This is a genomic window from Pseudomonas sp. I3-I5 (assembly GCF_022699445.1).
GTDB classification, from domain to species: Bacteria; Pseudomonadota; Gammaproteobacteria; order Pseudomonadales; family Pseudomonadaceae; genus Aquipseudomonas; species Aquipseudomonas fulva.
Map to the genome: position 1 here is coordinate 755,006 of NZ_CP093940.1, position 26,697 is coordinate 781,702.

General features: G+C 60.9%; 26 protein-coding genes. 15 read left to right on the forward strand and 11 right to left on the reverse strand.

Features of this window, described 5'->3' with window-relative positions:
* Positions 1 to 108 precede the first annotated feature (108 nt).
* Genes moaC through moaE form a run of 3 tightly spaced genes read left to right on the forward strand, consistent with a single transcriptional unit; the run spans position 109 to position 1,276 of the window.
* A complete protein-coding gene (gene moaC, locus MOP87_RS03315; RefSeq protein WP_023534451.1) occupies positions 109 to 579 on the forward strand; it encodes a cyclic pyranopterin monophosphate synthase MoaC in 471 nt (156 codons plus the stop codon).
* Positions 579 to 824: a MoaD/ThiS family protein gene (locus MOP87_RS03320; RefSeq protein ID WP_027914453.1), complete on the forward strand. Its 246-nt coding sequence runs from the start codon at positions 579 to 581 to the stop codon at positions 822 to 824. The genes moaC and MOP87_RS03320 overlap by 1 nt, the downstream gene beginning before the upstream one ends.
* A gap of 2 nt (positions 825 to 826) precedes the next feature.
* A complete protein-coding gene (gene moaE, locus MOP87_RS03325; protein WP_027914454.1) occupies positions 827 to 1,276 on the forward strand; it encodes a molybdopterin synthase catalytic subunit MoaE in 450 nt (149 codons plus the stop codon).
* Between the two features lie 149 nt (positions 1,277 to 1,425).
* Here moaE and rhlB read toward each other — a convergent pair whose 3' ends face one another.
* Both rhlB and MOP87_RS03335 read right to left on the reverse strand, forming a co-directional pair.
* Complete coding sequence (gene rhlB / locus MOP87_RS03330; RefSeq protein WP_110607143.1) at positions 1,426 to 2,874, reverse strand: ATP-dependent RNA helicase RhlB; 1,449 nt, start codon at positions 2,872 to 2,874, stop codon at positions 1,426 to 1,428.
* A 100-nt stretch (positions 2,875 to 2,974) separates the two neighbouring features.
* On the reverse strand, positions 2,975 to 3,631 hold the full coding sequence (locus MOP87_RS03335) for an alpha/beta fold hydrolase (RefSeq protein WP_088522909.1): 657 nt from the start codon (positions 3,629 to 3,631) through the stop codon (positions 2,975 to 2,977).
* 331 nt (positions 3,632 to 3,962) lie between these two features.
* Between MOP87_RS03335 and MOP87_RS03340 the strand changes: the two genes are divergently transcribed.
* The 4 genes from MOP87_RS03340 (at position 3,963) to MOP87_RS03355 (ending at position 8,119) form a co-directional block, all read left to right on the forward strand.
* Positions 3,963 to 4,991 (forward strand): amino acid ABC transporter substrate-binding protein, encoded by a 1,029-nt coding sequence (locus MOP87_RS03340; RefSeq protein ID WP_027914457.1) that lies wholly within the window; start codon positions 3,963 to 3,965, stop codon positions 4,989 to 4,991.
* A 66-nt stretch (positions 4,992 to 5,057) separates the two neighbouring features.
* A complete protein-coding gene (locus MOP87_RS03345) occupies positions 5,058 to 6,236 on the forward strand; it encodes an amino acid ABC transporter permease (protein ID WP_110607134.1) in 1,179 nt (392 codons plus the stop codon).
* Positions 6,237 to 6,246: 10 nt separating this feature from the next.
* Entirely contained in the window at positions 6,247 to 7,344 is a 1,098-nt protein-coding gene (locus MOP87_RS03350) for an amino acid ABC transporter permease (protein WP_242810128.1), read from the forward strand.
* Between the two features lie 10 nt (positions 7,345 to 7,354).
* Positions 7,355 to 8,119 carry an amino acid ABC transporter ATP-binding protein gene (locus MOP87_RS03355; RefSeq protein ID WP_027914459.1) on the forward strand — a complete coding sequence of 255 codons (765 nt, stop codon included), beginning with the start codon at positions 7,355 to 7,357 and terminating at the stop codon, positions 8,117 to 8,119.
* A 72-nt stretch (positions 8,120 to 8,191) separates the two neighbouring features.
* Here the strand turns inward: MOP87_RS03355 and algW are convergent, their stop codons facing one another.
* A complete protein-coding gene (gene algW / locus MOP87_RS03360) occupies positions 8,192 to 9,352 on the reverse strand; it encodes a Do family serine endopeptidase AlgW (RefSeq protein ID WP_027914460.1) in 1,161 nt (386 codons plus the stop codon).
* Positions 9,353 to 9,521: 169 nt separating this feature from the next.
* Between algW and MOP87_RS03365 the strand changes: the two genes are divergently transcribed.
* The 3 genes from MOP87_RS03365 to cysN all read left to right on the forward strand — a co-directional run bounded on the left by MOP87_RS03365 (position 9,522) and on the right by cysN (position 13,467).
* Positions 9,522 to 10,280: a Nif3-like dinuclear metal center hexameric protein gene (locus tag MOP87_RS03365; protein WP_049696503.1), complete on the forward strand. Its 759-nt coding sequence runs from the start codon at positions 9,522 to 9,524 to the stop codon at positions 10,278 to 10,280.
* A gap of 190 nt (positions 10,281 to 10,470) precedes the next feature.
* Positions 10,471 to 11,388 (forward strand): sulfate adenylyltransferase subunit CysD, encoded by a 918-nt coding sequence (gene cysD / locus MOP87_RS03370; RefSeq protein WP_242810129.1) that lies wholly within the window; start codon positions 10,471 to 10,473, stop codon positions 11,386 to 11,388.
* A 177-nt stretch (positions 11,389 to 11,565) separates the two neighbouring features.
* Positions 11,566 to 13,467: a sulfate adenylyltransferase subunit CysN gene (gene cysN, locus MOP87_RS03375; protein ID WP_027914462.1), complete on the forward strand. Its 1,902-nt coding sequence runs from the start codon at positions 11,566 to 11,568 to the stop codon at positions 13,465 to 13,467.
* 51 nt (positions 13,468 to 13,518) lie between these two features.
* On the opposite strand, the gene MOP87_RS03380 is transcribed toward cysN, so the two are convergent.
* From MOP87_RS03380 to MOP87_RS03400, 5 genes are all read right to left on the reverse strand, one after another.
* The gene (locus MOP87_RS03380; RefSeq protein ID WP_028687193.1) at positions 13,519 to 13,809 is read right to left on the reverse strand and encodes a GTP-binding protein; all 291 of its coding nucleotides are present in this window, start codon (positions 13,807 to 13,809) and stop codon (positions 13,519 to 13,521) included.
* Between the two features lie 512 nt (positions 13,810 to 14,321).
* Complete coding sequence (locus MOP87_RS03385; RefSeq protein WP_104925867.1) at positions 14,322 to 14,579, reverse strand: S-type pyocin; 258 nt, start codon at positions 14,577 to 14,579, stop codon at positions 14,322 to 14,324.
* A 190-nt stretch (positions 14,580 to 14,769) separates the two neighbouring features.
* Positions 14,770 to 15,033: a bacteriocin immunity protein gene (locus MOP87_RS03390; RefSeq protein ID WP_028687194.1), complete on the reverse strand. Its 264-nt coding sequence runs from the start codon at positions 15,031 to 15,033 to the stop codon at positions 14,770 to 14,772.
* Positions 15,030 to 17,726 (reverse strand): S-type pyocin domain-containing protein, encoded by a 2,697-nt coding sequence (locus MOP87_RS03395; RefSeq protein ID WP_232097727.1) that lies wholly within the window; start codon positions 17,724 to 17,726, stop codon positions 15,030 to 15,032. The genes MOP87_RS03390 and MOP87_RS03395 overlap by 4 nt, the downstream gene beginning before the upstream one ends.
* A 112-nt stretch (positions 17,727 to 17,838) precedes the next feature.
* Positions 17,839 to 18,318: an Lrp/AsnC family transcriptional regulator gene (locus tag MOP87_RS03400; RefSeq protein WP_028687195.1), complete on the reverse strand. Its 480-nt coding sequence runs from the start codon at positions 18,316 to 18,318 to the stop codon at positions 17,839 to 17,841.
* A 127-nt stretch (positions 18,319 to 18,445) separates the two neighbouring features.
* On the opposite strand from MOP87_RS03400, the gene MOP87_RS03405 reads away from it, so the two are divergent.
* Positions 18,446 to 19,642 (forward strand): methionine gamma-lyase, encoded by a 1,197-nt coding sequence (locus tag MOP87_RS03405; RefSeq protein WP_242810130.1) that lies wholly within the window; start codon positions 18,446 to 18,448, stop codon positions 19,640 to 19,642.
* Between the two features lie 276 nt (positions 19,643 to 19,918).
* On the opposite strand, the gene MOP87_RS03410 is transcribed toward MOP87_RS03405, so the two are convergent.
* Positions 19,919 to 20,356: a DUF1043 family protein gene (locus tag MOP87_RS03410; protein WP_023534478.1), complete on the reverse strand. Its 438-nt coding sequence runs from the start codon at positions 20,354 to 20,356 to the stop codon at positions 19,919 to 19,921.
* Between the two features lie 135 nt (positions 20,357 to 20,491).
* Here MOP87_RS03410 and MOP87_RS03415 point away from each other — a divergent pair, with 135 nt between their 5' ends.
* The 3 genes from MOP87_RS03415 to zapE all read left to right on the forward strand — a co-directional run bounded on the left by MOP87_RS03415 (position 20,492) and on the right by zapE (position 23,755).
* Entirely contained in the window at positions 20,492 to 21,142 is a 651-nt protein-coding gene (locus MOP87_RS03415; protein WP_125921917.1) for an alpha/beta fold hydrolase, read from the forward strand.
* A gap of 10 nt (positions 21,143 to 21,152) precedes the next feature.
* Positions 21,153 to 22,502, forward strand: a complete 1,350-nt coding sequence (locus MOP87_RS03420) for a tryptophan--tRNA ligase (RefSeq protein WP_242810131.1) — start codon at positions 21,153 to 21,155, stop codon at positions 22,500 to 22,502.
* 158 nt (positions 22,503 to 22,660) lie between these two features.
* The gene (zapE, locus tag MOP87_RS03425) at positions 22,661 to 23,755 is read left to right on the forward strand and encodes a cell division protein ZapE (RefSeq protein WP_027914467.1); all 1,095 of its coding nucleotides are present in this window, start codon (positions 22,661 to 22,663) and stop codon (positions 23,753 to 23,755) included.
* A gap of 69 nt (positions 23,756 to 23,824) precedes the next feature.
* Here zapE and MOP87_RS03430 read toward each other — a convergent pair whose 3' ends face one another.
* Together MOP87_RS03430 and MOP87_RS03435 are read right to left on the reverse strand one after the other, a co-directional pair.
* Positions 23,825 to 24,721, reverse strand: a complete 897-nt coding sequence (locus MOP87_RS03430; protein WP_162832347.1) for a GlxA family transcriptional regulator — start codon at positions 24,719 to 24,721, stop codon at positions 23,825 to 23,827.
* A gap of 238 nt (positions 24,722 to 24,959) precedes the next feature.
* Positions 24,960 to 26,000 (reverse strand): NADP(H)-dependent aldo-keto reductase, encoded by a 1,041-nt coding sequence (locus tag MOP87_RS03435; RefSeq protein WP_028687197.1) that lies wholly within the window; start codon positions 25,998 to 26,000, stop codon positions 24,960 to 24,962.
* A 258-nt stretch (positions 26,001 to 26,258) separates the two neighbouring features.
* On the opposite strand from MOP87_RS03435, the gene rplM reads away from it, so the two are divergent.
* A complete protein-coding gene (gene rplM, locus MOP87_RS03440; RefSeq protein WP_003260798.1) occupies positions 26,259 to 26,687 on the forward strand; it encodes a 50S ribosomal protein L13 in 429 nt (142 codons plus the stop codon).
* Positions 26,688 to 26,697: the final 10 nt, after the last annotated feature.

Sequence of the window (26,697 nt, forward strand, 5' to 3'; positions counted from 1 at the left end):
CGGGCGGTTCGCCGCCCGGCGGCTTCTGGCCGCGATGTGTCGGCCTGGCCCCTGCTCAAACCTGACCCACCGGTTTACACTCTCTGCTCCCTTCACAGGAGCAGAGCAGTGCTGACACATCTTGATTCCCAAGGGCGGGCCAACATGGTCGACGTCACTGAAAAAGCCGTGACCGAGCGCGAGGCCACAGCCGAAGCGCGCGTGCGCATGTTGCCGCACACCCTGCAAATGATCGTGGACGGTGAGCATCCCAAGGGTGATGTCTTCGCTGTAGCGCGCATCGCCGGCATTCAGGCGGCGAAGAAGACCAGCGACCTGATTCCGTTGTGCCACCCGCTGATGCTGACCAGTGTCAAGGTCGAGCTCAGCGCCGAGGGCAGTGATGCAGTGCGCATCGTCGCCCGGTGCAAGCTGGCCGGGCAGACCGGCGTGGAGATGGAAGCGCTGACGGCAGCCAGCGTGGCTGCATTGACCCTCTACGACATGTGCAAGGCCGTGGACAAGGGCATGGTCATCGAGCAAGTGCGCTTGTTGGAGAAGCTGGGCGGAAAAAGCGGCCCGTACAAGGTGCAAGGCTGATGAAGATCAAGGTGATGTATTTCGCTCGCTACCGGGAGCGGCTGGGACGCGGTAGCGAGTCGCTCGAAGGGACGTTCAAGGATGTGGACGATGTGCGCCTGGCGTTGGTGGGTAGAGGCGAGCCTTATCAGGTGCTGGCCGAGCAAAACCTGATGTGCGCCCGCAACGAGGAATTGTGCAGGCTGGATGAGCCTGTGCAAGAGGGCGATGAAGTGGCGTTCTTTCCGCCTGTGACCGGAGGTTGAGCATGGCCGTTCGGGTACAGGAAGGCGCTTTCGACCCAGGCGTTGAGACCAACGCCTTGCACGCGGCCAACGTGGGTGTTGGGGCAGTGGTCAGCTTCATCGGCTACGTGCGGGACTTCAACGACGGCCAGGACGTGGCGGGTATGATGCTTGAGCATTATCCCGGCATGACCGAGAAGGCCCTGGCCAAGATCGTGGCCGAGGCGCAGCAGCGCTGGCCGTTGCTCAAGGTCGAGGTGCTGCACCGCGTGGGTTACTTGGCGCCCGGTGAGCCGATCGTGTTCGTCGGCGTGGCCAGTGCCCATCGGCAGGCCTCGTTCGAGGCTTGCAACTTCATCATGGATTACCTGAAGACCCGTGCACCGTTCTGGAAGAAGGAAACGACCGGGCAAGGGGAGCGATGGGTGGAAGGACGTCAGAGCGACCAGGACGCGGCGGGGCGGTGGGGGTAGAGGGAGCGATTGACCTTGGGCGTCGCAGAAACGCCCAGGGTTCAGTCATGCAGGCTCAACGCCCAGGGTCGCTGCGCGGCCCGTTGCGGCCGATCCGGTGGTCAGGGCCCGGAGCATGGGCATCATCGACCTGACCGCCCGCAACCCGATCAAGTGTGCTTGCGCGGCACTGGCTTGAGCAACTCATCGGGCGGCATCTCACACTTGATCTTGCGCCCCAGCAGCGTTTCGATCGCTGGTAACTGGTAGGAATCATCTTCGCCGGCAAAGCTGATCGACACGCCGCTCGTGCCTGCCCGGCCGGTACGGCCGATCCGGTGCACGTAATCGTCAGGGTCTTCCGGCAGGGTGAAATTGATGACGTGGCTGATGCCGTCGATATGAATCCCGCGCCCAGCCACATCGGTCGCCACCAGCACCGTGATACGCCCCTCACGGAAGTTCTCGAGGGTACGGATACGCTTGTGCTGGGGTACATCGCCGGACAACTGCGCGGCATTGACGCCATCGCGTACCAGTTTTTCCTCGATACGGCGCACTTCGTCCTTGCGATTGGCGAACACCATCACCCGTTCCCACTTGTTCTGGGTCACCAGGTTGTACAGCAGCTTGTATTTGTCGCTGCCAGCCACCGCGTAAACGTGCTGCTCGACCGTTTCGCTGGCCACGTTCTCGGGCTCGATCTCGACGATGGCGGGATCGGTCGTCCACTGCTTGGCCAGGTTCATCACGTCATCAGTGAAGGTGGCCGAGAACAGCAACGTCTGGCGCTCGCTCTTGGGCGGCGTCTGGCGAATGATCTGACGCACCTGCGGGATGAAGCCCATGTCCAGCATGCGGTCGGCTTCATCCAGCACCATCACCTCGACCATGTCCAGGTGCACCTCGCCACGCTGGCTGAAATCCAGCAGGCGGCCGGGGGTTGCCACCAGGATGTCGCAGTGGCGTGCTTCCAGGGCCTTGAGCTGCTTGTCGAAGTCCATGCCGCCGACGAAGCTCATCACGTTCAGGCCGGTGTATTTGGTCAGGGCGACCGCGTCCTTGGCAATCTGCACCACCAGCTCCCGCGTGGGGGCGATGATCAGCGCGCGTGGCTCGCCCATGTAGCGTTCCTTGGGCGGGGGCGTCTGTTGCAGCTGGGAAATGATCGAGATCAGGAACGCGGCCGTCTTGCCGGTACCGGTCTGGGCCCTGCCGATCGCGTCCTGGCCCCGCAGCGTGAAGCCCAGCACCTGCGCCTGGATCGGCGTGCAGTAGGGGAACCCCAGATCGTGAATGGCGTGCATCAGCTCAGAGGAGAGCTTGAAGTCGTGGAAACGGGTCTTGCCCTCCTGGGGCTCGACCACGAAGTCCTCCGGTTTCCACAGGCTGGCCTGCGGCTTGGGCTTTGGCTTGCGCTCTCGACGCGGTTTGTCACTGGCCGGTTTGGTAGCGGCAGTGTGTTCGATTTGGGCGGCAGGCGGGTTGCCCGCAACGGCGGGGGCCGCTGGCAAATCGGCCTGGGGGGCCGCTGGCGCCGGGGTAGTGCTGGCAGCGGGCGCAGTGGCCTGGGGGGCAATGTCTCCCTTGCCGAATATTTTCTTGAGTGCCTTGAGCACGGTCATCTCGTCAATTGGTTAAGGAATGTACGCCGGGCAGTGTAATGCAAGATCCCCGCTCGGCGTAGTGCAATGGCCTTGAACGAACCGTGCGCCCAGGTCACTGCAATTGCTTGGCCAGCCATTGAAGGATGTCATTGAGTTCTTCGACGATCACTTCGTGCTCCATCGGGTACTCGTGCCATTGGGCAGCGACGCCCCAGGTGTTCAGGTACTCGAAGGCCGTGCGCCCCATCGACGGGATCACCACCGGGTCGTGCACACCATGCAGGCACAGGGCCGGGGTGCGTTGCTGGCAAGCACTCAACGTGTGCTCGTCAGCGAAGGTGGGGGCATAGGTGGAAAGGGCCAGCACGCCACCCAGTGCTTCCTGCCACTTTATATAGGCCGTGTGCAGCACGACGGCGCCCCCTTGGGAGAACCCGGCCAGGAAGATGCGCGACAGGCTGATGCCCTTGGCCTGCTCGGCCTTGATCAAGGCTATGACCTGCTCGGCCGAGGCCTCGAGCTCGGCCTCGTCGATGGCCCTGGCCGGCGTCATGGCCTTGATGTCGTACCAGCTGGGCATGGCATAGCCGCCATTGATGGTCACCGGCCGGGTCGGCGCCTGGGGCATGACGAACCGGGCAGTGAGCAGATGCTGCTGCATGAATTCGGCCACCGGTAGGAAGTCGTAACGGTCCGCGCCCAGGCCGTGCAACCAGATCACACAGGCATCTGCGGCTTTTTGGGGTTCGAGAATGAGTGGGTCGGTCATGGCTGCTCCGAAAACGTGCGTGTGGAAGGGGTCGTGCTTGAAAAGAAGGCGCGCGCCCGACGAGCCGGAAAAAGAATGTCGCAACGATGCAACTTTCCCTACTTGACTCGTGCTTAAACGCTCAAGCCGCGCAATCTGGTACGCGGTTTGCACTTCCCTCTGTGATGCAAGGGACAGGCCGAGACGGTAACACCCTTTGCACGCGAAGGCTGTCACAGAACAGCCCATTGCGCCAAGTGACCCAATAACAAGCCAATACGGGTCGGATGCGCCTCAAAAGGGTGCGGTGCAATTCCGGCTCGATACAACAAGAGCGATTTGGAGGTTGTGAATGAAGATGTTGAAAACCACCCTGGCAGTCCTGACCGCTGCCGCTGCCCTGGGCGCCGTGAGTACGGCCCAGGCCGGTGCGACGCTCGATGCGGTAAAGAAGAAGGGCTTCGTCCAGTGTGGCGTGAGTGACGGTCTCCCTGGCTTCTCGGTTCCAGATGCACAAGGCAAGATCGTCGGGATCGACGCCGATGTCTGTCGCGCTGTAGCGGCAGCAGTGTTCGGGGACGCGACCAAGGTCAAGTTCAGCCAGCTCAACGCCAAGGAACGCTTCACCGCGCTGCAATCGGGCGAAGTCGACGTGCTGTCGCGCAACACCACCTGGACCAGCTCGCGCGATGCCGGCATGGGCCTGATGTTCACTGGGGTCACCTACTACGACGGCGTAGGTTTCCTGGTCAACAAGAAGCTGGGCGTATCCAGCGCCAAGGAGCTCGATGGCGCGACCATCTGCATCCAGGCCGGCACCACGACCGAACTGAACGTATCGGACTTCTTCCGCGCCAATGGCCTGAAATATACCCCCATCACCTTCGACACTTCGGATGAGAGCGCCAAGTCCCTGGAGTCTGGCCGTTGCGACGTGCTGACGTCGGACAAGTCCCAATTGTTCGCCCAGCGTTCCAAACTCGCCGCCCCGACCGACTACGTGGTACTGCCGGAAACCATTTCCAAGGAACCGCTGGGCCCGGTCGTGCGCAAGGGTGACGAGGAGTGGTTCAGCATCGTCAAGTGGACCCTGTTCGCCATGCTCAATGCCGAAGAAGCCGGCATCACCTCCAAGAACGTCGAGGCCGAGGCCAAGAGCACCAAGAACCCGGATGTGGCGCGTCTGCTGGGTGGCGATGGCGAGTACGGCAAGGACCTCAAACTGCCCAAGGACTGGGTAGTGCAGATCGTCAAGCAAGTGGGCAACTACGGCGAGGTGTTCGAGAAGAACCTTGGCCAGAGCACCGACCTGAAGATCGACCGTGGCATGAATGCCCTGTGGAACAACGGCGGCATCCAGTACGCACCACCTGTGCGTTGATGGTTGCACCTGCGGCGGCATCCCGCCGCCGCAGGCGGTCCGCTACCCTTCTCTTCGGGGCATTTCATGCAAAATCGAATTGGCGCACCAAAGGGTTTATCCCTGAGCGATCCACGTGTGCGCGCGTGGCTGTTCCAGCTATTGACCATCGTCTTCGTGGTCGGTCTGGGCTGGTACCTGTTTCACAACACGCAAACCAACCTGCAGCACCGAGGCATCACCTCGGGCTTCGACTTTCTTGACCGCAGTGCCGGCTTCGGCATCGCTCAGCACCTGATTCCCTATGTGGAGTCGGACAGCTATGCGCGGGTGTTCGTCATCGGATTGCTCAACACCTTGCTGGTGACCCTCATCGGGGTGGTGCTGGCCACACTGCTGGGCTTCATCATCGGTGTCGCCAGGTTGTCGCCGAACTGGATGATCAACAAGCTGGCTACCGTGTACGTGGAAACCTTCCGCAACATCCCGCCGCTATTGCAGATCCTGTTCTGGTACTTCGCCGTGTTCCTGACCCTTCCGGGGCCGCGGGGCAGCATCAACATCGATGACGCTTTCTTTATCAGCAACCGCGGCCTGAACATGCCTGGAGCCTCCATGGCAGAAGGCTTCTGGCCATTCGTGGCTGCCCTGCTGGTAGCCGTGCTGGCAACCGTGTTGATGGCGCGTCGAGCCAACCGGCGCTTCGAAGAAACCGGCCAGCCGTATCACAAGTTCTGGGTGGGGCTGGCGCTGATGATCGCCATTCCGGGTGCTTGTGTGCTGTTGTTCGGCAGCCCCGTGCAGTGGGAGGTGCCGCAGCTCAAGGGCTTCAACTTTGTCGGCGGCTGGGTACTGATCCCTGAACTACTGGCGTTGACCCTGGCCTTGACGATCTACACCGCAGCATTCATTGCCGAAATCGTGCGCTCGGGTATCCGTTCGGTCAGCCATGGCCAGACCGAGGCTGCGCGTTCGCTGGGGCTGCGCGAGGGGCCAACCCTGCGCAAGGTGATCATCCCGCAGGCACTGCGCGTGATCATTCCACCGCTTACCAGCCAGTACCTGAACCTGGCGAAGAACTCGTCGCTGGCCGCAGGCATCGGCTATCCGGAAATGGTCTCGCTGTTCGCCGGCACCGTGCTCAACCAGACCGGCCAGGCCATCGAGGTGATCGCCATCACCATGAGCGTCTACCTGGCCATCAGCATCAGCATTTCGCTGTTGATGAACTGGTACAACAAGCGCATCGCGCTGATCGAACGGTGAGGATACGTCTGTGAATGCTCATGTTTTCAAACCTGACATGCCGCCTCCGGTGAAAACCGTCGGCGTGCTCGCCTGGATGCGCGCCAACCTGTTCTCCAGCTGGCTCAATACCCTGCTTACCCTGTTCGCCATCTACCTGGTCTGGCTGATCGTGCCACCGCTGCTGCAATGGGCGTTGATCGATGCGAACTGGGTGGGCACCACCCGTGCCGACTGCACCAAGGAGGGCGCCTGCTGGGTGTTCATCCAGCAGCGTTTCGGCCAGTTCATGTATGGCTACTACCCCTCCGAGTTGCGCTGGCGGGTGGACCTGACGGTATGGCTGGCGGTGCTGGGCGCAGCGCCGCTGTTCATCCGCAGCTTCCCGCGCAAGGCGGTCTACGGGCTGGGGTTCCTGGTGCTGTACCCGCTGGTGGCCTACACCCTGCTGCACGGCGGGCTGTTTGGCCTGGAGACGGTACCGACCAGCCAATGGGGCGGCCTGATGCTGACGCTGGTGATTGCCACCGTGGGCATCGTCGGGGCCTTGCCCCTGGGGATCTTACTGGCGCTGGGGCGGCGCTCGCGCATGCCGGCGGTGAAAGTGGTGTGCGTGACCTTCATCGAGTTCTGGCGGGGCGTGCCACTGATCACGGTGTTGTTCATGTCGTCGGTGATGCTGCCGTTGTTCCTGCCCGAGGGCATGAGCTTCGACAAGCTGCTGCGGGCCATGATCGGGGTGATCCTGTTCCAGTCGGCATACATCGCCGAAGTGGTACGTGGCGGCCTGCAAGCCATCCCCAAGGGGCAGTACGAAGCCGCCGCCGCCATGGGGCTGGGCTACTGGCGCTCGATGGGGCTGGTGATCCTGCCCCAGGCGCTCAAGCTGGTCATCCCCGGCATCGTCAATACCTTCATCGCCCTGTTCAAGGACACCAGCCTGGTGATCATCATCGGCCTGTTCGACCTGCTCAACAGCGTCAAGCAAGCTGCCGCCGACCCGGCCTGGCTGGGCATGGCCACCGAAGGCTATGTGTTCGCCGCCTTGGTTTTCTGGATTTTCTGTTTCGGTATGTCCCGCTACTCCATGCACCTGGAGCGCAAGCTGGACACTGGCCACAAGCGTTAGGAGTTTCGAAATGAGTGAAGCGATCAAGCAGCCTGCCGGCCCCGAAGGCATCATCCAGATGCAGGGCGTGAACAAGTGGTATGGCCAGTTTCATGTGCTCAAGGACATCAATCTCAATGTTCGCCAGGGCGAGCGCATCGTGCTGTGCGGGCCCTCGGGTTCGGGCAAGTCCACCACCATCCGTTGCCTGAACCGTCTGGAGGAACACCAGCAGGGGCGGATCGTGGTCGACGGTGTGGAACTGACCAACGACCTCAAGCAGATCGAGGCCATCCGCCGCGAAGTGGGCATGGTGTTCCAGCACTTCAACCTGTTTCCGCACCTGACCATCCTGGAAAACTGCACCCTGGCGCCCATGTGGGTGCGCAAGATGCCCAAGCGCAAGGCCGAGGAAATCGCCATGCACTACCTGGAGCGAGTGCGTATCCCCGAGCAGGCGCACAAGTACCCCGGGCAGTTGTCTGGCGGTCAGCAGCAGCGCGTGGCCATCGCCCGGGCGTTGTGCATGAAGCCCAAAATCATGCTGTTCGATGAGCCGACCTCGGCGCTGGACCCGGAAATGGTCAAGGAAGTGCTCGATACCATGGTTGGCCTGGCCGAAGATGGCATGACCATGCTGTGCGTGACCCACGAAATGGGCTTTGCCCGCACCGTGGCGAATCGGGTGATCTTCATGGACAAGGGCGAGATCGTCGAGCAGGCGTCACCGGACGATTTCTTCGACCGGCCACAGAGTGACCGCACGCGCTTGTTCCTCAGTCAGATTCTGCACTGATGCAGTAGAGGGGCGAATGGCCTGCGTAGCGCCGCAGGCCAATCGCAAGCGCCCACATGTTGGGCACTTGCGTTACTTTTCTTCCTGCTTGGCCACCGGCGCTGGCGGTGGCCGCAGGCCTACCTCGGCGATCAGCTTGAGCTGCTGACCGTTGCGCATCACCTCGATGGTGATCTTTTCGTTGGGCTTGATGCGCGCCACCTGGTTCATCGACCGGCGGCCATCGCCCGCCGGCTCGCCGTTAATGCTCAGGATCACATCCCCTAACTGCAGGCCGGCCTTGGCCGCCGGGCCTTCGCGGAAAATGCCCGCCACCACGATGCCTGGCCGGTCCTTCATGCCGAACGACTCGGCAAGCTCTGTGCTGAGCGGCTGAACTTCGATACCCAGCCAGCCCCGGATGACCTGACCGTGCTCGACGATCGACTTCATCACCTCAAGGGCCAGCTTTACTGGAATAGCAAAGCCGATGCCTTGCGAGCCACCCGACTTGGAGAAGATGGCGGTGTTGATGCCGATCAGGTTGCCGTTGGCATCCACCAGGGCGCCGCCCGAATTGCCCGGGTTGATCGCCGCGTCGGTCTGGATGAAATCTTCGTAGTTGTTCAGGCCCAGCTGGTTACGGCCGGTGGCGCTGATGATACCCATGGTCACGGTCTGGCCGACGCCGAACGGGTTGCCGATCGCCAGCGACACGTCGCCGATGCGAATGGTGTCGGAGCGCCCGATGGTGATGGCCGGCAGTTTCTTCAGGTCGATCTTGAGCACCGCCAGGTCTGTCTCCGGGTCGCTGCCGATCACCCTGGCCAAGGTTTCCCGGCCATCCTTGAGCGCCACGACGATCTGGTCGGCGCCGCTGGTCACGTGGTTGTTGGTCAGCAGATAGCCCTCGGGGCTCATGATCACCGCCGAGCCCAGGCTGGACTCCCAGCGGCGCTGCTTGGGCAGGTTGTCGCCGAAGAACCGGCGGAACTGCGGGTCTTCGAACAGCGGGTGCGAGCTCTTGTTCACCACCTTGGTGGTGTACAGGTTGGCCACCGCAGGCGCGGCCAGGGTGACGGCATCGGCATAGGAGACCGGGCCCTGCACCACCTGTGTGGACTGGGGCGCCTGTTGCAGGTTGACATCCTGGCTGGGCAAGCCGACCCACTCCGGAAAGCGTTGGATGATCAGGGCGGCGATGAGCACGCCAGTGAGCAGGGGCCAGCCAAAGTAACGCAGAGCCTTGAACATGAACGAATCCTGGAAAGAGCCGGGGCCTGGGGCCGCGCATTGGAGCGTGGGCGCGCGATCATACACCGGTTCCCCCAGTGCCGACGACGGCCCATAATGGCCGGCATTATACGGACCTTCGCCAGGCCTTGCGCCTGGCAGGCACCCAGTTTTTTCGAGGAGATTTCCCATGGCCGTCGCGCTGAGTACATTGGTCGAAGAAGCCGAGCGCTACCTGGGCAGCAGCAGGATCCAGGACTATTGCCCCAATGGCTTGCAGGTCGAAGGCCGGCCGCAGGTCGGGCGCATCGTCACGGGCGTGACCGCCAGCCAGGCCTTGCTCGATGCGGCCGTAGAGGCTCAAGCCGATCTCGTGCTGGTGCACCATGGTTATTTCTGGAAGGGGGAAAACCCCTGCATCACCGGCATTCGCCAGCGACGCCTGAAAACCCTGCTGAACAACGACATCAGCCTGCTGGCCTTTCACCTGCCGCTCGACGTCCACCCGGAAGTGGGCAACAACGTGCAGCTGGCGCAACAGCTTCAGATCACCGTCGAGGGCCCGCTGGATCCAGACAACCCCAAGGTAGTCGGGCTGGTCGGGTCGCTGGCCCAACCCATGACTGCCCGCGATTTCGCCCGACGCGTGCAGGATGTGCTGGGGCGTGAGCCATTGCTGGTCGAAGAAGACAGGGTCGTTCGTCGTGTAGGGTGGTGCACCGGCGGCGGGCAGGGCTACATCGACACCGCGATCGCCGCCGGGGTGGACTTGTACCTGACCGGCGAAGCGTCGGAACAGACCTACCACAGCGCCCGCGAAAACGGCGTGAGCTTCATCGCCGCAGGACACCATGCGACCGAGCGTTACGGGGTGCAGGCATTGGGCGATTACCTGGCACGGCGTTTTGCCGTGGAGCACCTGTTCATCGATTGCCCCAATCCGATCTGACCGGCCTGTCGGCGCAGGCCAGATGATGGATCAGCGGGCTTGAGCGCCAACCCGCAGCCCAAACCCGCAGTCATATGGTTAGACGCTTTCGATCTATCCAGGCGTCTAAATAGAATCATCTGCTGTGATAGAGTGGCTCGCTCGAACACGGCCCGCTGGCCGTCCATAAGATCGTTTTTCGTGAGTAGCCATGGTCGACAAACTGACGCACTTGAAACAGCTGGAGGCGGAAAGCATCCATATCATCCGCGAGGTGGCCGCCGAGTTCGACAACCCGGTCATGCTGTACTCGATCGGCAAGGATTCCGCCGTGATGCTGCACCTGGCGCGCAAGGCTTTCTTCCCGGGCAAGCCGCCGTTCCCGGTGATGCACGTCGACACCCAGTGGAAATTCCAGGAGATGTACCGCTTCCGCGACAAGATGGTCGAGGAAATGGGGCTCGACCTGATCACCCACGTCAACCCAGAGGGTGTGGCGCAGGGCATCAACCCGTTCACCCATGGCAGCGCCAAGCACACCGACATCATGAAGACCCAGGGCCTCAAGCAGGCACTGGACAAGCATGGCTTCGATGCCGCTTTCGGTGGCGCCCGCCGCGACGAAGAAAAGTCGCGAGCCAAGGAACGCGTGTACTCCTTCCGTGACAGCAAGCACCGCTGGGACCCGAAGAACCAGCGCCCTGAGCTGTGGAACGTCTACAACGGCAAGGTCAACAAGGGCGAGTCCATTCGTGTGTTCCCTCTGTCGAACTGGACCGAGCTGGACATCTGGCAGTACATCTACCTTGAAGGCATCCCGATCGTGCCGCTGTACTTCGCCGCCGAGCGCGAAGTCATCGAGAAGAATGGCACCCTGATCATGATCGACGACGAGCGCATCCTCGAGCACCTGTCCGAGGAAGAGAAAGCCCGTATCGTCAAGAAAAAGGTGCGTTTCCGTACCCTGGGCTGCTACCCGTTGACGGGCGCCGTGGAGTCCGAAGCCGAGACGCTCACCGACATCATTCAGGAAATGCTCCTGACGCGCACTTCCGAGCGCCAGGGCCGGGTCATCGATCACGACGGCGCCGGGTCCATGGAAGACAAGAAACGCCAGGGCTATTTCTAAGCTTCAAGCGGCAAGCTGCAAGAGCAGTCGAACGCGCTGCGTTCGAACCTTGTGGATTGCCGCCTGCATGGCCCGCGAGCGCTCCAGAATGCCAAGTGGGTTGATCAACCTAATTTCTAACTAGTTGTACGCCGACAAGCTTGCCGCTTGAAGCTGACAGCTTGGAGCTTGAATGAGATGAGTCACCAATCCGATTTGATCAGCGAAGACATCCTCGCTTATCTGGCTCAGCACGAGCGCAAAGAACTGCTGCGTTTCCTGACCTGCGGTAACGTGGACGACGGCAAGAGCACCTTGATCGGGCGCCTGCTGCATGACTCGAAGATGATCTACGAGGACCACCTCGAAGCCATCACCCGTGATTCGAAGAAGTCCGGCACCACGGGCGAGGAAGTGGACCTGGCGCTGCTGGTCGATGGCCTGCAGGCCGAGCGCGAGCAGGGCATCACCATCGACGTGGCCTACCGCTACTTCTCCACGGCCAAACGCAAGTTCATTATCGCCGACACCCCGGGCCACGAGCAGTACACCCGCAACATGGCGACCGGCGCGTCCACCTGCGACCTGGCCATCATCCTGGTCGATGCGCGCTACGGTGTGCAGACCCAGACCCGCCGCCACAGCTACATCGCCTCGTTGCTGGGCATCAAGCACATCGTGGTCGCCGTCAATAAGATGGACCTCAAGGGCTTCGATGAAGGTGTCTTCGAGTCGATCAAGGCCGACTACCTGGCATTCGCCGAAGCCATCAACCTGACGCCGAGCAGCCTGCACTTCGTGCCGATGTCCGCGCTCAAGGGTGACAACGTGGTCAACCACAGCGAACAGTCGCCGTGGTACACCGGCCCGACCCTGATGGAAATCCTGGAAACCGTGGAAGTGGCGGCCGACCGCAACTTCACCGACCTGCGTTTCCCGGTGCAGTACGTCAACCGCCCCAACCTGAACTTCCGTGGTTTCGCAGGCACCCTGGCCAGCGGCGTGGTGCACAAGGGCGATGAAGTCGTCGTGCTGCCGTCGGGCAAGAGCAGCCGGGTGAAGTCCATCGTTACCTACGAAGGCGAGCTGGAAAGCGCAGGCCCGGGCCAGGCCGTGACCCTGACCATGGAAGACGAGATCGACATCTCCCGTGGCGACCTGCTGGTGCATGCCGACAATGTGCCGCCTGTGACCGACCAGTTCGAAGCCATGCTGGTGTGGATGGCCGAAGAGCCGATGCTGCCGGGCAAGAAGTACGACATCAAGCGTGCGACCAGCTACGTGCCGGGTTCGATTGCCAGCATCACCCACAAGGTGGACGTCAATACCCTGGAGAAGGGCGCTGCCAGCGCCTTGCAACTGAACGAAATCGGTCGCGTCAAGGTGTCCCTGGACAGTGCCATTGCGCTGGACGGTTACGAGAGCAACCGCACCACCGGTGCGTTCATCGTCATCGACCGCCTGACCAACGGCACCGTGGGCGCCGGCATGATCATCGCCCAGCCCGTACTGCCCCATGGCAGCGCCGGGCAGCATGGCAAGTCGGCGCATGTCTCGACCGAAGAGCGCGCCCTGCGCTTTGGCCAGCAACCGGCAACCGTGCTGTTCAGCGGCCTGTCCGGCGCCGGCAAGAGCACCTTGGCCTACGCGGTGGAGCGCAAGCTGTTCGACATGGGCCGCGCCGTTTACGTACTCGACGGGCAGAACCTGCGCCATGACCTGAACAAGGGCCTGCCACAGGATCGCGCTGGCCGTACCGAGAACTGGCGCCGCGCCGCCCATGTGGCGCGCCAGTTCAACGAAGCCGGCTTGCTGACCCTGGCCGCGTTCGTGGCCCCGGATGCCGAAGGCCGTGAGCAAGCCAAGGCGCTGATCGGCAAGGACCGCCTGGTGACCGTCTACGTCCAGGCCTCGCCACTGGTCTGCCGCGAACGCGATCCGCAGGGCCTGTATGCAGCCGAAGGTGACAACATTCCAGGCGAAAGCTTCCCGTTCGATGTACCGCTGGACGCCGATCTGGTCATCGATACCCAGGCCACCAGCGTGGAAGAAGGGGTCAAGCTCGTGCTGGATGTGTTGAGGCAGCGTGGGGCGATCTGACGGCGTTTGACGCTTAGGCTTTATTGCGAGCTACGCTCGCTCCTACGGGTTTTACTTTCCTGCAGGAGCGAGCGCAAGCTCGCCACCTTCCATCTGCACCCAACGCTTGGGCCCCGCCAATATCGCCTCCTCGCTCAGCAAACATCCATTCAGCGCCGACTTCAGCGCATCAACGTCCAGCCGCTGGCCGATGAACACGATTTCTTGACGGCAATCACTCACGTTTTCATCCCATTTTCCCATGCTCGCTTGGCGCCGATAGGCTTCCAGCGGCCACTGAGGTTGCTCGACGAAGCGCCACCAGCGCCCTTGGTATTCCCATTCGAACCGGCCACCACTCAACGCTCAACAGCAACCCGATTTCAAACCCGGCTGGCCGGGCTGGCCGATCAGAAATCGCCTTTATCGCGCAGCAGGTGGCCGTTTGTCCCGGCTGTTCGAACAAGCTTCGCAGACGTAGTGGATGGAAGGACGCGTTCGCAGGGGTACGGAATCCTCGCAGTCAGCAGGGCGGGGAACGCCGGGATGGGCGCCACACTAGGTGCTCGAGCGCAGGCTTTGGTCACCGCAAGTCGGTGAACACCGGGAGTTGGTTGGAAGTGCGCCAGGCTACAAGGGTTGCCAGCACCTGCTCAGCGGTTCGCTCATAGGCGGGATCAAGGGGGTAGATCAGGTCTGAACCGTCGGGATGGTCTACAGCCTCGATGGAAATGTTCGAGCTGCGCGTCTTGGTATGCTGTCGTTCCAGTGGCGGACATTATCGTTTGGATCAGCGTCAGGAAGTCGGCTGCGGTGTAGTCGACCAGGCGTTTGGGCGGGAGTTGCTCCACTGGCGTGGCGCGGCCGCAACACCTTTAATTGAGATCATGGCATTTCGCTTCAGGGCCGTGGTTGCAAAGTTCGTAGGATCTTGAACCCTCAAGGGTTTGATGAAACGGCGCACGGGGCGGCCAACCCTCTTTCATAGGATTCAATTGGTAAGTCCCGAACTGTTTTGAAAAGGTCGCGTCGTTGGCATAGGTGCTCCACAAGGCGGACTTGAAATCGGCAAATGTTTCAAACTGTTGGCCACGGAGTTTGGTCTTGATCTGTTCTGGCAGGTGTGTGTTCATTCATGACTCGCTGTAAAGGCAATAGTGTTTTTCGACTGGCGCGGATAGTGCGCGAGTAGTATTCATAATATCGCGCGGGGGGGAATGCTTTCCGGGGCTGACTGAATGTAGGTGAACGCCGAACCGTAGGATTTTTTCTGGGGTTTGGGATGGTGGTTGATAGGCCCTGGTTGTCCAGAGCCTTATGGCTTCAAGGAGTTTTGAAGCTTTCTTTTTCATTGGCTAATCGCCAAGCCTTGACAATTTCCAATACTTCGCCAGGTGCTCCGGTATTGCTCCCAACAGGCCTGAAGAATAAGTCGCTACCACTGGGATGCTCGGTAATGCGTTCAAAGTGCTCAAGTAGTGGGTCGAGTATACGGTCTGGCTCATCTTCGATCGCACGGTTTATCTCGAGTAAGAAGTCAAGGAATTCCTGTTCGGTATAATCGCGATAACTGCCTTTTAAGATCATGGCCTTTTCCCATAATGAATGCTGTTATGAATGAGAGGTGTCAGAATGACTATATTGTTCATGTCGTATACGCCACCATTTTGACTAATGGGGATCACATGGTGTAACTCATAAGATCGCTTGCTTTTGTATTCATCTTGCTTATCCACCCTGGGTGAATAGCCGTGCTTTCTCATTCGGCGAAGTTCTTGAGGGCTGAAGTGTTTAGACAAATCTGGGTCGTTAGCTATCTCCTTCCAAAACCGTCTTCTAAAAGCATCGAAACTCTTGAACTCCCTACCTCTGAGTTTATCCGCGATCTGAGCCGGGACGGGAGCACCTTCCGGGCGTCTCGCATCCTGGCGCCAGGTTTCGGAGGGGACGGCACCTGTTCCCACAGATGTACCCGACTCATACCTCGGACTTTTCAGCACTACCAACAGAGGCGGCAGCCCTGAATCCGCGGGGAACGTGACAATCAGCCGTTCCTGGTCCAGCAAGTCCAAGGCGGGATAGCTTTCCGCTTCGGGGGTAACAGGGTTCAGGCTGGACCCTGTGTACACAATGATCCCTTCTGGTACCTGTGGTAAACCGGTGGGGCCGCCCAACTCAGCCCCCGGTGGACTAGCCGGCGTCCAGGTCAAGGTGCGCTGCGGGTTCTCCAGCGCCACGATGTAGACACCTCGTGCGCTATCCCATCTGGCGGCGCGGACAGGGACCGAAGCGCGACCAGCTGTTATGTGCAACTTGAGGTCAGTACCTTCTTCGCTGCCCGATAGCAGGTACGGAAGGTCCAGTTGCGGTAATGACAAGGAAAGCGCTTCTAGGTCTGGACCCTCTGGCGGCACCAAATCTCTCAGCGGGATACCGATCAGGTATTGCCGGTCGCTGTTGCCCAGATTGGATGGCCATGCCAGAGACATGGTCGCGACAAGCGCCGTGGTGCCGGTGGCCAAAACACTGGCTATCGCTGTGCGTATTGCGGCTTGCAGGCCTGCATATGCGGTTGACAGGTTGCCGAACGAGGCTGACCCGATCGGCAGTACCAATGGCAACGAAGCAGCATCGCGGGCGGGGTAAGCATATGTTCGGCGCACGCGTTCTTCCTGCTGCTTGCGCATCGCCTCGGCCTGCTGCCTGGCTTTGTCTGCACGGCGTTCAGCTGCAAGTTTTCGCGCAGCTTTTTTTGCCTGTCGCTCTGCCAGCGCTTCCTTGACCTTACGTTCAGCTTCAACCCGCTGGGCTGCTCTGGCGGCCCTTGCTGCCTCCTTGGCCTGCTGAGCCTGCTCCCTGCGCAAGCGGAGCATTTCGGCTTTTTCAGCTGCCTCTCTGGCTTTGCGTTCTGCTAGGGCCTTTCGTTGGGCCTTTTTTGCCAGTCGCTCTTCCCTGGGGCGTTCAATTGCCTGAAGCTCCCCAGGAACCCACTTGTGTATGAAGGCTTGCTCCTTCGCCCGGAGATCTGCCTGAGCTTTTCGCCTGGCTGCTTCCGCTTCGGCCTGCTGCTGAGCAGCTTGGTCTGCAGCGGCCTGCTGACGAGCTGCTTGCGCCGCAGCGGCTTGTGCCTCAAGCAGAGCGCTTTGTTCGATTGCATGTCTTGCCAACAGCTGCTCTGCAACCTGGGTACGTTCAAGCAGGTTCTGAGTAGCGCTTGCGTAACGCTCCAGAAACCGTATGGATTCGGTGAGCGACATTGCCAGGTGGTAGTCTTTCCACAACGGGCCGGCCCGACGGTTGCGTTGTTCATCTACAAGGTGCTGCAAAGCTTCTGTTTGCGGCTTGGACAGCGGGCTTGTGATCTTGGGGTTGGATGAGGAAAAGGCGGGGATGGCCTGGCGTTTGGCGGCGATCAACGCGTGCGCGGCGGCAAGGTGCGCGGCGAGGTTGTCGGTCAGTTGCTGCCCTTCCAGTCCAACGGTACTGACTATTTCGTGCTGGAGAAAACTTGGCAGGCCGTCGAATTGGATGGCTCTTTCCACGTGGATCTGGCCAAGCCTTCTGGTCACAACTTCAGGCAGGTCGATGCCGGGCTCTTCAAGCTCGATACGATCCAGCGCGGCAGCCAGTGGCGCAAGATCCGCCGCATGCACTGCCAGTGCGCTCGCTTTGAGGTGCAACCTGTAAGAGCCATCGGCAGACCTGTTCAGCCGTGAGTACAGTTCGTTGGCGAACGCCTCCCCTTTTTCTGTAAAGACACCCGGGTCATAGATCCGGGTCATCATCGAGTCCGTGCGCTTGTAGAAAGAGGGTGCCCCGTAGAAGCTCACAGCATCCGGCAAGTCCTGCAAGTAGCCCCTACGCGTGTCGCTTATCAGTTCCGTAAGCCGTCTTTGTTCCTCCTTCAACTGGCCGAGCGTGGTGGTTGCTGAGGCGCTTGCGGCCTCGGTTATGCTCGATCTCTGCTGTGCTATTTGCGCGGGCAATGCCTGAATGGAGGCGGCATACTTGGCATCATGGTCCTGCTCGATGCCCTTGCGCTCGATATCGAGCACGCGGCTGGGGGCTAGTTCGTGTGTGTCTATTACACGAGGTGGGCTGGTGCCACGTGGGCGCCCTGCATCCAAGCCCCAGCCACCGAAGCCGAATCCACCGCCTCCGCTGATTGGGGCCAGTGGCATCCGGTCCGGGGCGGTGTCGCTGATCCAAAGTGCCTCGGTCAAGTACAGCGGGGGGTGTACGTAAGTGGGTTCAAGTACAACGGGGTTGTTTTTGGCCATGTAGTCAGCTCCTGATCTCTACATGGCCAGCTTTTCGTAAGGCAACCTTCGCAGATATCGGCTGCCGGGTAATCAATCCGTAAGACACTTCCCTCGCGATGGAAGGGCGTATCTAGCGATGGTTCTCCCATACCGGAACCACGCGTCTTTCCTTCACCGCCTTATAGGAAAAACTCGAATAGATCTCCTTCACTCCCGGCAGACGCTGAAGCACCTCACGGGCAAATTCTCCGAAGGCCTCCAAGTCCCTGGCCACGATTTCCAGCAGAAAATCGTACCGCCCGGAAATGTTATGGCAGGCGACAATCTCGGGTATCTCCATCAGTCGCTGCTCGAACGCCAGCGCCATCGGTTTGGTATGGGAATCCATCATGATGCTGACGAAGGCAGTTACCCCGAACCCTAGCGATTTGGAGGAAAGCATGGCCTGATAGCCGGTGATATAGCCGTTCTCTTCCAGCAGCTTAATCCTGCGCCAGCAGGGCGAAGTGGTCAGCGATACCCTGTCGGCGAGCTCGGCGACGGTGAGGCGAGCGTTATTCTGCAAGGCCGCGAGCAGTGCGCGGTCGATGCGGTCCAAGGGTGCAGGCATGCTTTGCCCTCAAGTACTCACATTTATTGTTTTTGTTCCAAAACAGCGATGCTGGCTTGGTCATTTTGGAAAAATTCTGGGGTTGCCCTGGCATAAGCTTAGATCAAACCAACAAGAGGCTGTTGCCATGCGCGACTCCCGTCACGACAACGGTTTTTCAACGCGTGCCATCCATCACGGTTACGACCCGCTCGCGCACGGCGGCGCACTGGTACCGCCGATCTACCAAACCGCTACCTATGCCTTTCCAACCGTCGAATACGGCGCGGCGTGCTTTGCCGGTGAACAGGCCGGGCATTTCTACAGCCGTATCTCCAACCCCACGCTGAATGTGCTCGAAGCGCGCATGGCGTCGCTTGAGGGCGGGGAGGCGGGCCTTGCGCTGGCATCGGGGATGGGCGCCATCACCTCCACGCTCTGGACCCTGCTGCGCCCGGACGATGAGTTGATCGTCGGGCGGACCGTGTATGGATGCACCTTTGCCTTCATGCACCACGGCATCGGGGCGTTTGGCGTGACGATCCGCCACGTCGACCTCAACGATACCGACGCACTGCGCGCCGCGCTCAGTGACAAGACGCGCATGATCTACTTCGAGACCCCCGCCAACCCGACCATGCGGCTGGTCGATATTGCCGCCGTGGCCGAAGCGGTACGCGGCCGTGATGTGCTGGTGGTGGTCGACAACACCTACTGCACGCCTTACCTGCAAAGGCCGCTGGAACTGGGCGCTGATCTGGTCGTGCATTCGGCCACCAAGTACCTCAGCGGCCATGGCGATATCACCGCCGGCTTGGTGGTGGGCCGTCAGGCGCTGATCGATCGGATTCGTCTGCAGGGGCTCAAGGACATGACAGGGGCGGTGCTGTCGCCTCAGGACGCCATGCTGCTGATGCGCGGAATAAAGACCCTGGCCCTGCGCATGGACCGGCATTGCGAAAACGCCCGGCAGGTCGCCGAGTACCTGTCGCGTCAGCCGCAGGTGGAGCTGATCCACTACCCAGGCTTGCCGACGTTCGCACAACACGACTTGGCCAAGCGGCAAATGCGCCTACCCGGCGGCATGATCGCTTTCGAGCTCAAGGGCGGCCTTGATGCTGGACGCCGCTTCATGAATGCGCTGGGCCTGTTCGCACGCGCCGTGAGCCTGGGTGATGCCGAGTCGTTGGCCCAGCACCCGGCAAGCATGACCCATTCTAGCTACACGCCCGAAGAGCGGGTGCAGCACGGTATCTCCGAGGGGCTTGTGCGTTTGTCAGTCGGGCTTGAGGACATTGAAGACCTGCTGGCAGACGTGCAACAGGCGTTGCGCGCCTGCTCATGAGGTGCGAGGAAGCGCTACCCGATGCCTTGTCCAGACTGGGCGAGGGCATTCTGGCGGTGCTGGCGAAAGAGCCAGCGTATCCAAGAGGAGCGTCACCATGAAAGTATCTGCATACCCACTCGATCTGATCATTCGCCATGCTGGCGGAGATGACGATGAGGGCGGTCATTCCTGGCGCAAGCCTTGACCTGAAGGGCGTTCCCCGCCCTTGCAGGGGGCGCTTGGTCGATGTTGATCGTGCATTGAAAAAGGCCTCTTTCGAGGCCTTTTTCAATGTCAGTGCTTCAGACCATAGCTCTCGTCGAGCATGCCCGGCGAGTTGGGCGTTTTCGGCGCGTAATCGCGCGGCACTTCGGCGGTATCCCTGGGCGGCGTCAGGCGACTGTGCGGGCCGTGGGAGCTTTCCGAGTGCAGCGCTGCCAGCAGGCGTTGACGCGTCACTTCGTCCAGGGCCAGGTTGTTGGCGCCATCGGCCAGGTGATCTTGAACATCCTGATAGCTCTGATTGAGCTTTTTGACCAGTACGGCGGTGCTGTTGAAGTGCGTCACCACCTGGTTCTGGTAGCTGTCGAAACGCTGTTGGATGTCATCGAGCTGGCGCTGGCTGCTGCTGGGCGCAGCGTTGGGCAACAGGCGCGCCACGACGAAACCGACGACCACACCGATGACCAGGGCCAGGGTAGGCAACAACCAAACAAGGAGCGAGAGTTCCACGAGTCCTTCCTCTATAAACGGCTTTGCTTTACGTTAACGGCTCAGACCTGCGCTGTATACCGCGAGCGATCGCAAATCAGAACAGAATTCCTCACCTAGACGAATCGACCTCCCCCAAGGTCACGGAGTAGTGCCTTGCTTGTCCGCGAAACCCCTCTGTTCATCGACGGCCCCAGTGGCCCGCTCGAAGCCCTCTACCTGGACGTGGCAGACGCCCGTGGCGCCGTGCTGATCTGTCATCCCAACCCGGTCCAGGGCGGCACCATGCTCAACAAGGTGGTTTCGACATTGCAACGCACGGCCCGGGACGCCGGGTACGTGACCCTGCGTTTCAACTACCGCGGCGTTGGGCAAAGCGCCGGCAGCCATGACATGGGTGAAGGCGAGGTGGCTGACGCCCAGGCCGCGGCCGCCTGGCTGCAGGCGGCGCATCCCGGGCTGCCCTTGGTGTTGATGGGCTTTTCCTTCGGCGGCTTCGTGGCGACCGCCCTGGCTGGCCGCCTGGAAGCCGAAGGCACTGCCTTGCAGCATCTGTTCATGATCGCCCCGGCCGTCATGCGCCTGAGCGAGCAATTCCCCGTGCCGCAGCAGTGCCCGGTGACCCTGGTGCAACCCGATGCCGACGAGGTCGTTTCACCGGCGCTGGTTTACGATTGGTCCGACAGCCTGTCACGCCCCCATGAGCTGCTGAAAGTGGCAGAATGCGGACACTTCTTCCATGGCAAGCTGACCGACCTCAAGGATCTGCTGCTGCCGCGCCTTTCGAACCGAGCCAAGCCTGAATAAGCGAACACCCATGACCACGCGTATCCTTACCGGTATCACGACCACCGGCACTCCGCACCTGGGCAACTACGCCGGTGCCATCCGCCCGGCCATCCGAGCCAGCCAGCAGCCTGGCGTGGACTCGTTCTACTTCCTGGCCGACTACCACGCCCTGATCAAGTGCGACGATCCGCTGCGCATCCAGCGCTCGCGTCTGGAAATCGCCGCCACCTGGCTCGCCGGTGGCCTGGATCCGGACAAGGTGACCTTCTACCGCCAGTCCGACATTCCGGAAATCCCCGAGCTGACCTGGCTGCTGACCTGCGTGGCGGCCAAGGGCTTGCTCAACCGCGCCCATGCCTACAAGGCATCGGTGGACAAGAACGTCGAAAACGGCGAAGACCCGGATGCCGGCGTCACCATGGGCCTGTTCAGCTACCCGGTGCTGATGGCGGCGGACATCCTGATGTTCAACGCCAACAAGGTGCCGGTTGGTCGTGACCAGATCCAGCACGTGGAAATGGCCCGCGATATCGGCCAGCGCTTCAACCACCTGTTCGGCCAGGGCAATGAGTTCTTCGCACTGCCGGAGGCGGTCATCGAGGAAAGCGTGGCCACCTTGCCCGGCCTGGATGGGCGCAAGATGTCCAAGAGCTATGACAACACCATCCCGTTGTTCACCAGCGCCAAGGACATGAAGGATGCCATTTCGCGCATCGTCACGGACTCGCGCGCGCCGGGTGAAGCCAAGAACCCGGACGACGCGCACCTGTTCACGCTGTTCCAGGCCTTCTCCACACCTGAGCAGTGCGCCGAGTTCCGAGCCGAGCTGGAGCAGGGCCTGGGTTGGGGCGAAGCCAAGCAGCGACTGTTCCAGTTGCTCGACGGCCAGCTGGCCGAAAAACGCGAGTATTACCATCAGCTGATCGCGCGGCCTGCGGACCTGGAGGATATCCTCCTGGCAGGCGCGGCCAAGGCGCGCGCCATCGCCACGCCGTTTCTGGAGCAATTGCGCGAAGCCGTTGGCCTGCGCTCGTTCCGCAGCAGCGTACAGGCCACGGCGAACGTCAAGAAGAAGGTCGCCAAGAGCGCGCGCTTCGTCAGCTTCCGCGACGAAGACGGGAGCTTCCGCTTCCGCCTGTTGGCTGCCGATGGCGAGCAACTGCTGTTGTCGCGCAGCTTTGCCGATGGCAAAAGCGCAGGTGCCGTGAGCAAGCAGTTGCAACAAGGCGACGGGGTGGATATCCGCGTTGAGGGATTGGGCTTTGCTGTGTGGCTCAAGGATCAGCCGGTTGCCGACGGTGCGCCGTTCGACAGCGAACAAGCCCGTGATGCTGCCATCGAGCGTCTTCGCGCAGCGCTGGAGCCTCAACAGGACTGACCGACGGGCGGGAGGTATCCGCCCACTGGTACTGTGATCAGGGTAGCCTCATCGGGTCTCTGGTGCCGGTATGAGGCATATTGACGCAAGTCGCATTGCCATTAGGCGGGCCGCTCGCTACAGTGACGGCCCGTTTTTTGTTGCCTCGCTAACGAATCATGACTCCCCTAGAACGCTATCAAGCAGATCTGAAACGTCCCGATTTCTTTCATGACGCGGCGCAGGAAACTGCGGTGCGTCACCTGCAGCGCCTGTACGACGACCTGGTGCAGGCCCAGAACAACAAGCCGGGTGTATTCGGCAAGTTGTTCGGCAAGAAGGAGCAGACCCCGGTCAAGGGCCTGTACTTCTGGGGCGGGGTAGGGCGAGGCAAGACCTACCTGGTCGACACCTTCTTCGAAGCGCTGCCGTTCAAGCAGAAGATGCGCACGCACTTCCACCGCTTCATGAAGCGTGTCCACGAGGAGATGAAAACCCTAAAGGGCGAGAAGAATCCCCTGACCATCATTGCCAAGCGCTTCAGCGATGAGGCCAAGGTGATCTGCTTCGACGAGTTCTTCGTCTCGGACATCACCGACGCCATGATCCTGGGCACCTTGATGGAGGAGCTGTTCAAGAACGGCGTTTCCCTGGTGGCCACTTCCAACATCGTGCCGGACGGCCTCTACAAGGATGGCCTGCAGCGTGCGCGCTTCCTGCCGGCCATCGCCATGATCAAGCAGTACACCGATGTAGTGAACGTCGACAGCGGTGTCGATTATCGCCTGCGCCACCTGGAGCAGGCCGAACTGTTCCATTACCCGCTCGACGAGGCGGCGCAGCAGAGCATGCGTGCCAGCTTCAAGGCGCTGACGCCCGAGTGCACGGCAGCGGTCGAGAACGACGTGCTGATGATCGAGAACCGTCCCATTCATGCGCTGCGCACCTGCGACGATGTGGCCTGGTTCGACTTCCGCGCCTTGTGCGATGGGCCGCGAAGCCAGAACGACTACATCGAACTGGGCAAGATCTTCCATGCGGTCCTGCTGAGCAACGTCGAGCAAATGGGCGTGGCAAGCGATGACATCGCGCGTCGCTTCATCAACATGGTCGACGAGTTCTATGACCGTAACGTCAAGCTGATCATCTCGGCCGAAGTGGAACTCAAGGACCTGTACACCGGTGGGCGCTTGAGCTTCGAGTTTCAGCGCACGCTGAGCCGACTGCTGGAAATGCAGTCTCATGAATTCCTGTCCCGCGCGCACAAGCCTTGAAAACCTGGGGCTGCCTTGCAGCCCATCGCCTAACTGCCGGCGATGGGCTGCAAGGCAGCCCGATTGCGCTCAGGCCTCTTGCATGAACTGCTGGCGATACTGATTCGGTGACAGGTCGGTGTGCTGGCGAAACAGCCGGGCGAAGAAGCTGGCATCGTCATAGCCCACCTCGTAACTGATGGTCTTGATGCTCTTGCGCGTGCTCGACAACAGCCCCTTGGCCGTCTCGATGCGCAAGCGTTGCAGGTAATGCAGCGGCTTGTCCCCGGTTGCGCCCTGGAAACGGCGCATGAAATTGCGAATGCTCATGCCGTGGTTGCGGGCTACGTCCTCGAAGCGAAACTTGTCGGCGAAATGCTCTTCCAGCCAGTGCTGAATCTGCAGGATGATCAGGTCCTGGTGCAGCTTCTGGCCGCCAAAGCCCATGCGTCCCGGCGTGTAGTTGCGCTGCACCTCGTACAGGATGTCGCGCGACACGGCCCGCGCCACATTGGCCCCGCAGAAGCGCTCGATCAGGTAGATGTACAGATCGCAGGCTGACGTGGTGCCGCCAGCGCAGTACAGATTGTCCGCATCGGTCAGGTGTTTGTCCTGGGTCAGGCGTACGTGTGGGAAGCGCTCGGCAAAACTGTCGAAGAAACGCCAGTACGTGGTCGCTTCCTTGCCGTCGAGCAGGCCTGACTCGGCCAGCCAGAACACGCCGCTGGCCTCTGCACACAGCACGGCGCCCCGCGCATGCTGTGCCTGCAGCCAGGGCAGCACCTGCGGATAACGTTGCAACAGGTTGTCAAAATCGTCCCAGAACGCCGGAAGGATGATCACATCGGCATCATCCAGGCCGCCGTCCACCGGCAGCTGCACGTTGCTGAAGCTCTCTACCGGCAGCCCGTCAGGGCTGACCAGGTGGATCTCGAACATGGGTTGCAAGCCCAGGCCAAGCTGCTTGCCGTAGCGCAAGCTGGCCAGGTGAAAGAAGTCCTTGGCCTGCATCAAGGTCGAAGCGAATACCTTGTCAATGGCCAGGATGCTGACGCGCCGCAACGACGCGGAGGGTTGGGTAAACATCATTGTCATTGTTCTTATAGGATGGAGTGGTCAATCACTGGCTGGATCGTCTTATTTTTTACGGGTCATGTCTAGCCTGGTAGACAGCGCCGCCCGCTTCGCGGGTAAACCCGAGAAGCAAGCGGCGTTGGGTGCGTGCTCAGGGCGCGGGGTTGGGTTGATCCTGGTGGATGGCCTCGATGGCTGCCAGCAGTTCGTCATCGAGGCTGAGTTCGAGGCTGGCCAGGTTGCTGTCCAGTTGCTCGAGGCTGGTGGCACCGATGATGTTACTGGTCACGAACGGTTGACGGGTAACGAAGGCCAACGCCATCTGCGCCGGATCGACACCGTGTTCCCGGGCCAGCTGTACATAACGCTCGCAAGCGGCCACTGTCTGTGGGTTGGAATAGCGCGCAAAGCGGCTGAACAGGGTCAGACGCGCCTTCTCCGGGCGGGCGCCGCCGTCGTATTTGCCCGAGAGCATGCCAAAGGCCAGGGGCGAGTAGGCCAGCAGGCCGCACTGCTCGCGAATGGCGATTTCGGCAAGCCCCACCTCGAAGCTGCGGTTGAGCAGGTTGTAGGGGTTCTGGATGGAGACGGCCCGAGGCCAGCCACGGGTTTCGGCCAACTGCAGGAATTTCATGGTGCCCCAGGGGGTTTCGTTGGACAGCCCGATGTGGCGGATCTTGCCCGCGCGCACCTGCTCGTCGAGCACCTCCAGGGTTTCTTCCAGTGGGGTGAAATGGTCCTGCGGCAGGTGCTGGTAGCCCAGCTTGCCGAAGAAGTTGGTGCTGCGCTCAGGCCAGTGCAGCTGGTAGAGATCGATGCGATCGGTCTGCAGGCGCCGCAGGCTCTCTTCCAGTGCCGCGACAATGTGTTGCCGGTTGTGCCTGAGTTGACCGTCGCGGATATGGCTGATGCCATTGCCGGGGCCGGCCACCTTGCTGGCCAGTACCCAGTCGTCCCGATCGCCCTGGCGGGCGAACCAGTTGCCGATGATGCGCTCGGTGGCGGCATAGGTTTCCGGGCGCGGGGGTACCGGGTACATCTCGGCAGTGTCGATGAAGTTGATGCCTGCGGCCTTGGCCCGGCCAATCTGTTCGAATGCCTGGGTCTGATCGTTCTGTTCGCCCCAGGTCATGGTGCCCAGACACAGCGCGCTGACTTCGAGGTCGGTGCGACCCAGCTGACGGTAGTCCATCGGTTGCTTGCTCCTTGGCTATGGTCATTCATCAAAGCAGGTTGATATTTTTCCCGCAATCTGGATAATTCAGCCCCTCTCCGCGTGGCGGAAGTGATGCACCATCACGCAGGAAGAACCCCGTCGAACATTGGCGTGCCTGACCCGAGCCCCCAAAAGCGTCAGCGTTCGGCTGCGCGCTTGCCCTTGGCAAGCTGTGCACTATCCAGTAAGATTCGCCGTCTATTTTTCGCTGGGCGGCCTCTGAGGCTTTAGAGAATGAAAACTTTTACTGCTAAACCGGAAACAGTAAAGCGCGAGTGGTTCGTAGTCGACGCCGCTGGCCAGACCCTGGGTCGTCTGGCTACCGAAATCGCTAGCCGTCTGCGTGGCAAACACAAGCCAGAATACACCCCTCACGTTGATACCGGCGACTACATCGTCGTCATCAACGCCGAGCAGGTTCGTGTGACGGGTGCCAAGTCTTCCGACAAAATGTACTACTCCCACTCCGGTTTCCCAGGTGGTATCAAGGAAATCAACTTCGAGAAGTTGATCGCCAAGGCCCCTGAGCGTGTTATCGAGACTGCGGTCAAAGGCATGCTGCCGAAGAACCCGCTGGGTCGCGACATGTACCGTAAGCTGAAAGTGTACGCGGGTGCTGCTCACCCACACACTGCTCAGCAGCCTCAAGAACTGAAGATCTAACGGGATAGTT

Bases quoted from the DNA above. Each gene is read 5' to 3' on its own strand.
- MOP87_RS03320 (WP_027914453.1), top strand. From the start codon at position 579: ATGAAGATCAAGGTGATGTATTTCGCTCGCTACCGGGAGCGGCTGGGA.
- moaE (WP_027914454.1), top strand. From the start codon at position 827: ATGGCCGTTCGGGTACAGGAAGGCGCTTTCGACCCAGGCGTTGAGACC.
- MOP87_RS03335 (WP_088522909.1), bottom strand. From the start codon at position 3,631: ATGACCGACCCACTCATTCTCGAACCCCAAAAAGCCGCAGATGCCTGT.
- MOP87_RS03340 (WP_027914457.1), top strand. From the start codon at position 3,963: ATGAAGATGTTGAAAACCACCCTGGCAGTCCTGACCGCTGCCGCTGCC.
- MOP87_RS03345 (WP_110607134.1), top strand. From the start codon at position 5,058: ATGCAAAATCGAATTGGCGCACCAAAGGGTTTATCCCTGAGCGATCCA.
- MOP87_RS03355 (WP_027914459.1), top strand. From the start codon at position 7,355: ATGAGTGAAGCGATCAAGCAGCCTGCCGGCCCCGAAGGCATCATCCAG.
- algW (WP_027914460.1), bottom strand. From the start codon at position 9,352: ATGTTCAAGGCTCTGCGTTACTTTGGCTGGCCCCTGCTCACTGGCGTG.
- MOP87_RS03365 (WP_049696503.1), top strand. From the start codon at position 9,522: ATGGCCGTCGCGCTGAGTACATTGGTCGAAGAAGCCGAGCGCTACCTG.
- cysD (WP_242810129.1), top strand. From the start codon at position 10,471: ATGGTCGACAAACTGACGCACTTGAAACAGCTGGAGGCGGAAAGCATC.
- cysN (WP_027914462.1), top strand. From the start codon at position 11,566: ATGAGTCACCAATCCGATTTGATCAGCGAAGACATCCTCGCTTATCTG.
- MOP87_RS03385 (WP_104925867.1), bottom strand. From the start codon at position 14,579: ATGAACACACACCTGCCAGAACAGATCAAGACCAAACTCCGTGGCCAA.
- MOP87_RS03390 (WP_028687194.1), bottom strand. From the start codon at position 15,033: ATGATCTTAAAAGGCAGTTATCGCGATTATACCGAACAGGAATTCCTT.
- MOP87_RS03395 (WP_232097727.1), bottom strand. From the start codon at position 17,726: ATGGCCAAAAACAACCCCGTTGTACTTGAACCCACTTACGTACACCCC.
- MOP87_RS03400 (WP_028687195.1), bottom strand. From the start codon at position 18,318: ATGCCTGCACCCTTGGACCGCATCGACCGCGCACTGCTCGCGGCCTTG.
- MOP87_RS03405 (WP_242810130.1), top strand. From the start codon at position 18,446: ATGCGCGACTCCCGTCACGACAACGGTTTTTCAACGCGTGCCATCCAT.
- MOP87_RS03420 (WP_242810131.1), top strand. From the start codon at position 21,153: ATGACCACGCGTATCCTTACCGGTATCACGACCACCGGCACTCCGCAC.
- zapE (WP_027914467.1), top strand. From the start codon at position 22,661: ATGACTCCCCTAGAACGCTATCAAGCAGATCTGAAACGTCCCGATTTC.
- MOP87_RS03435 (WP_028687197.1), bottom strand. From the start codon at position 26,000: ATGGACTACCGTCAGCTGGGTCGCACCGACCTCGAAGTCAGCGCGCTG.
- rplM (WP_003260798.1), top strand. From the start codon at position 26,259: ATGAAAACTTTTACTGCTAAACCGGAAACAGTAAAGCGCGAGTGGTTC.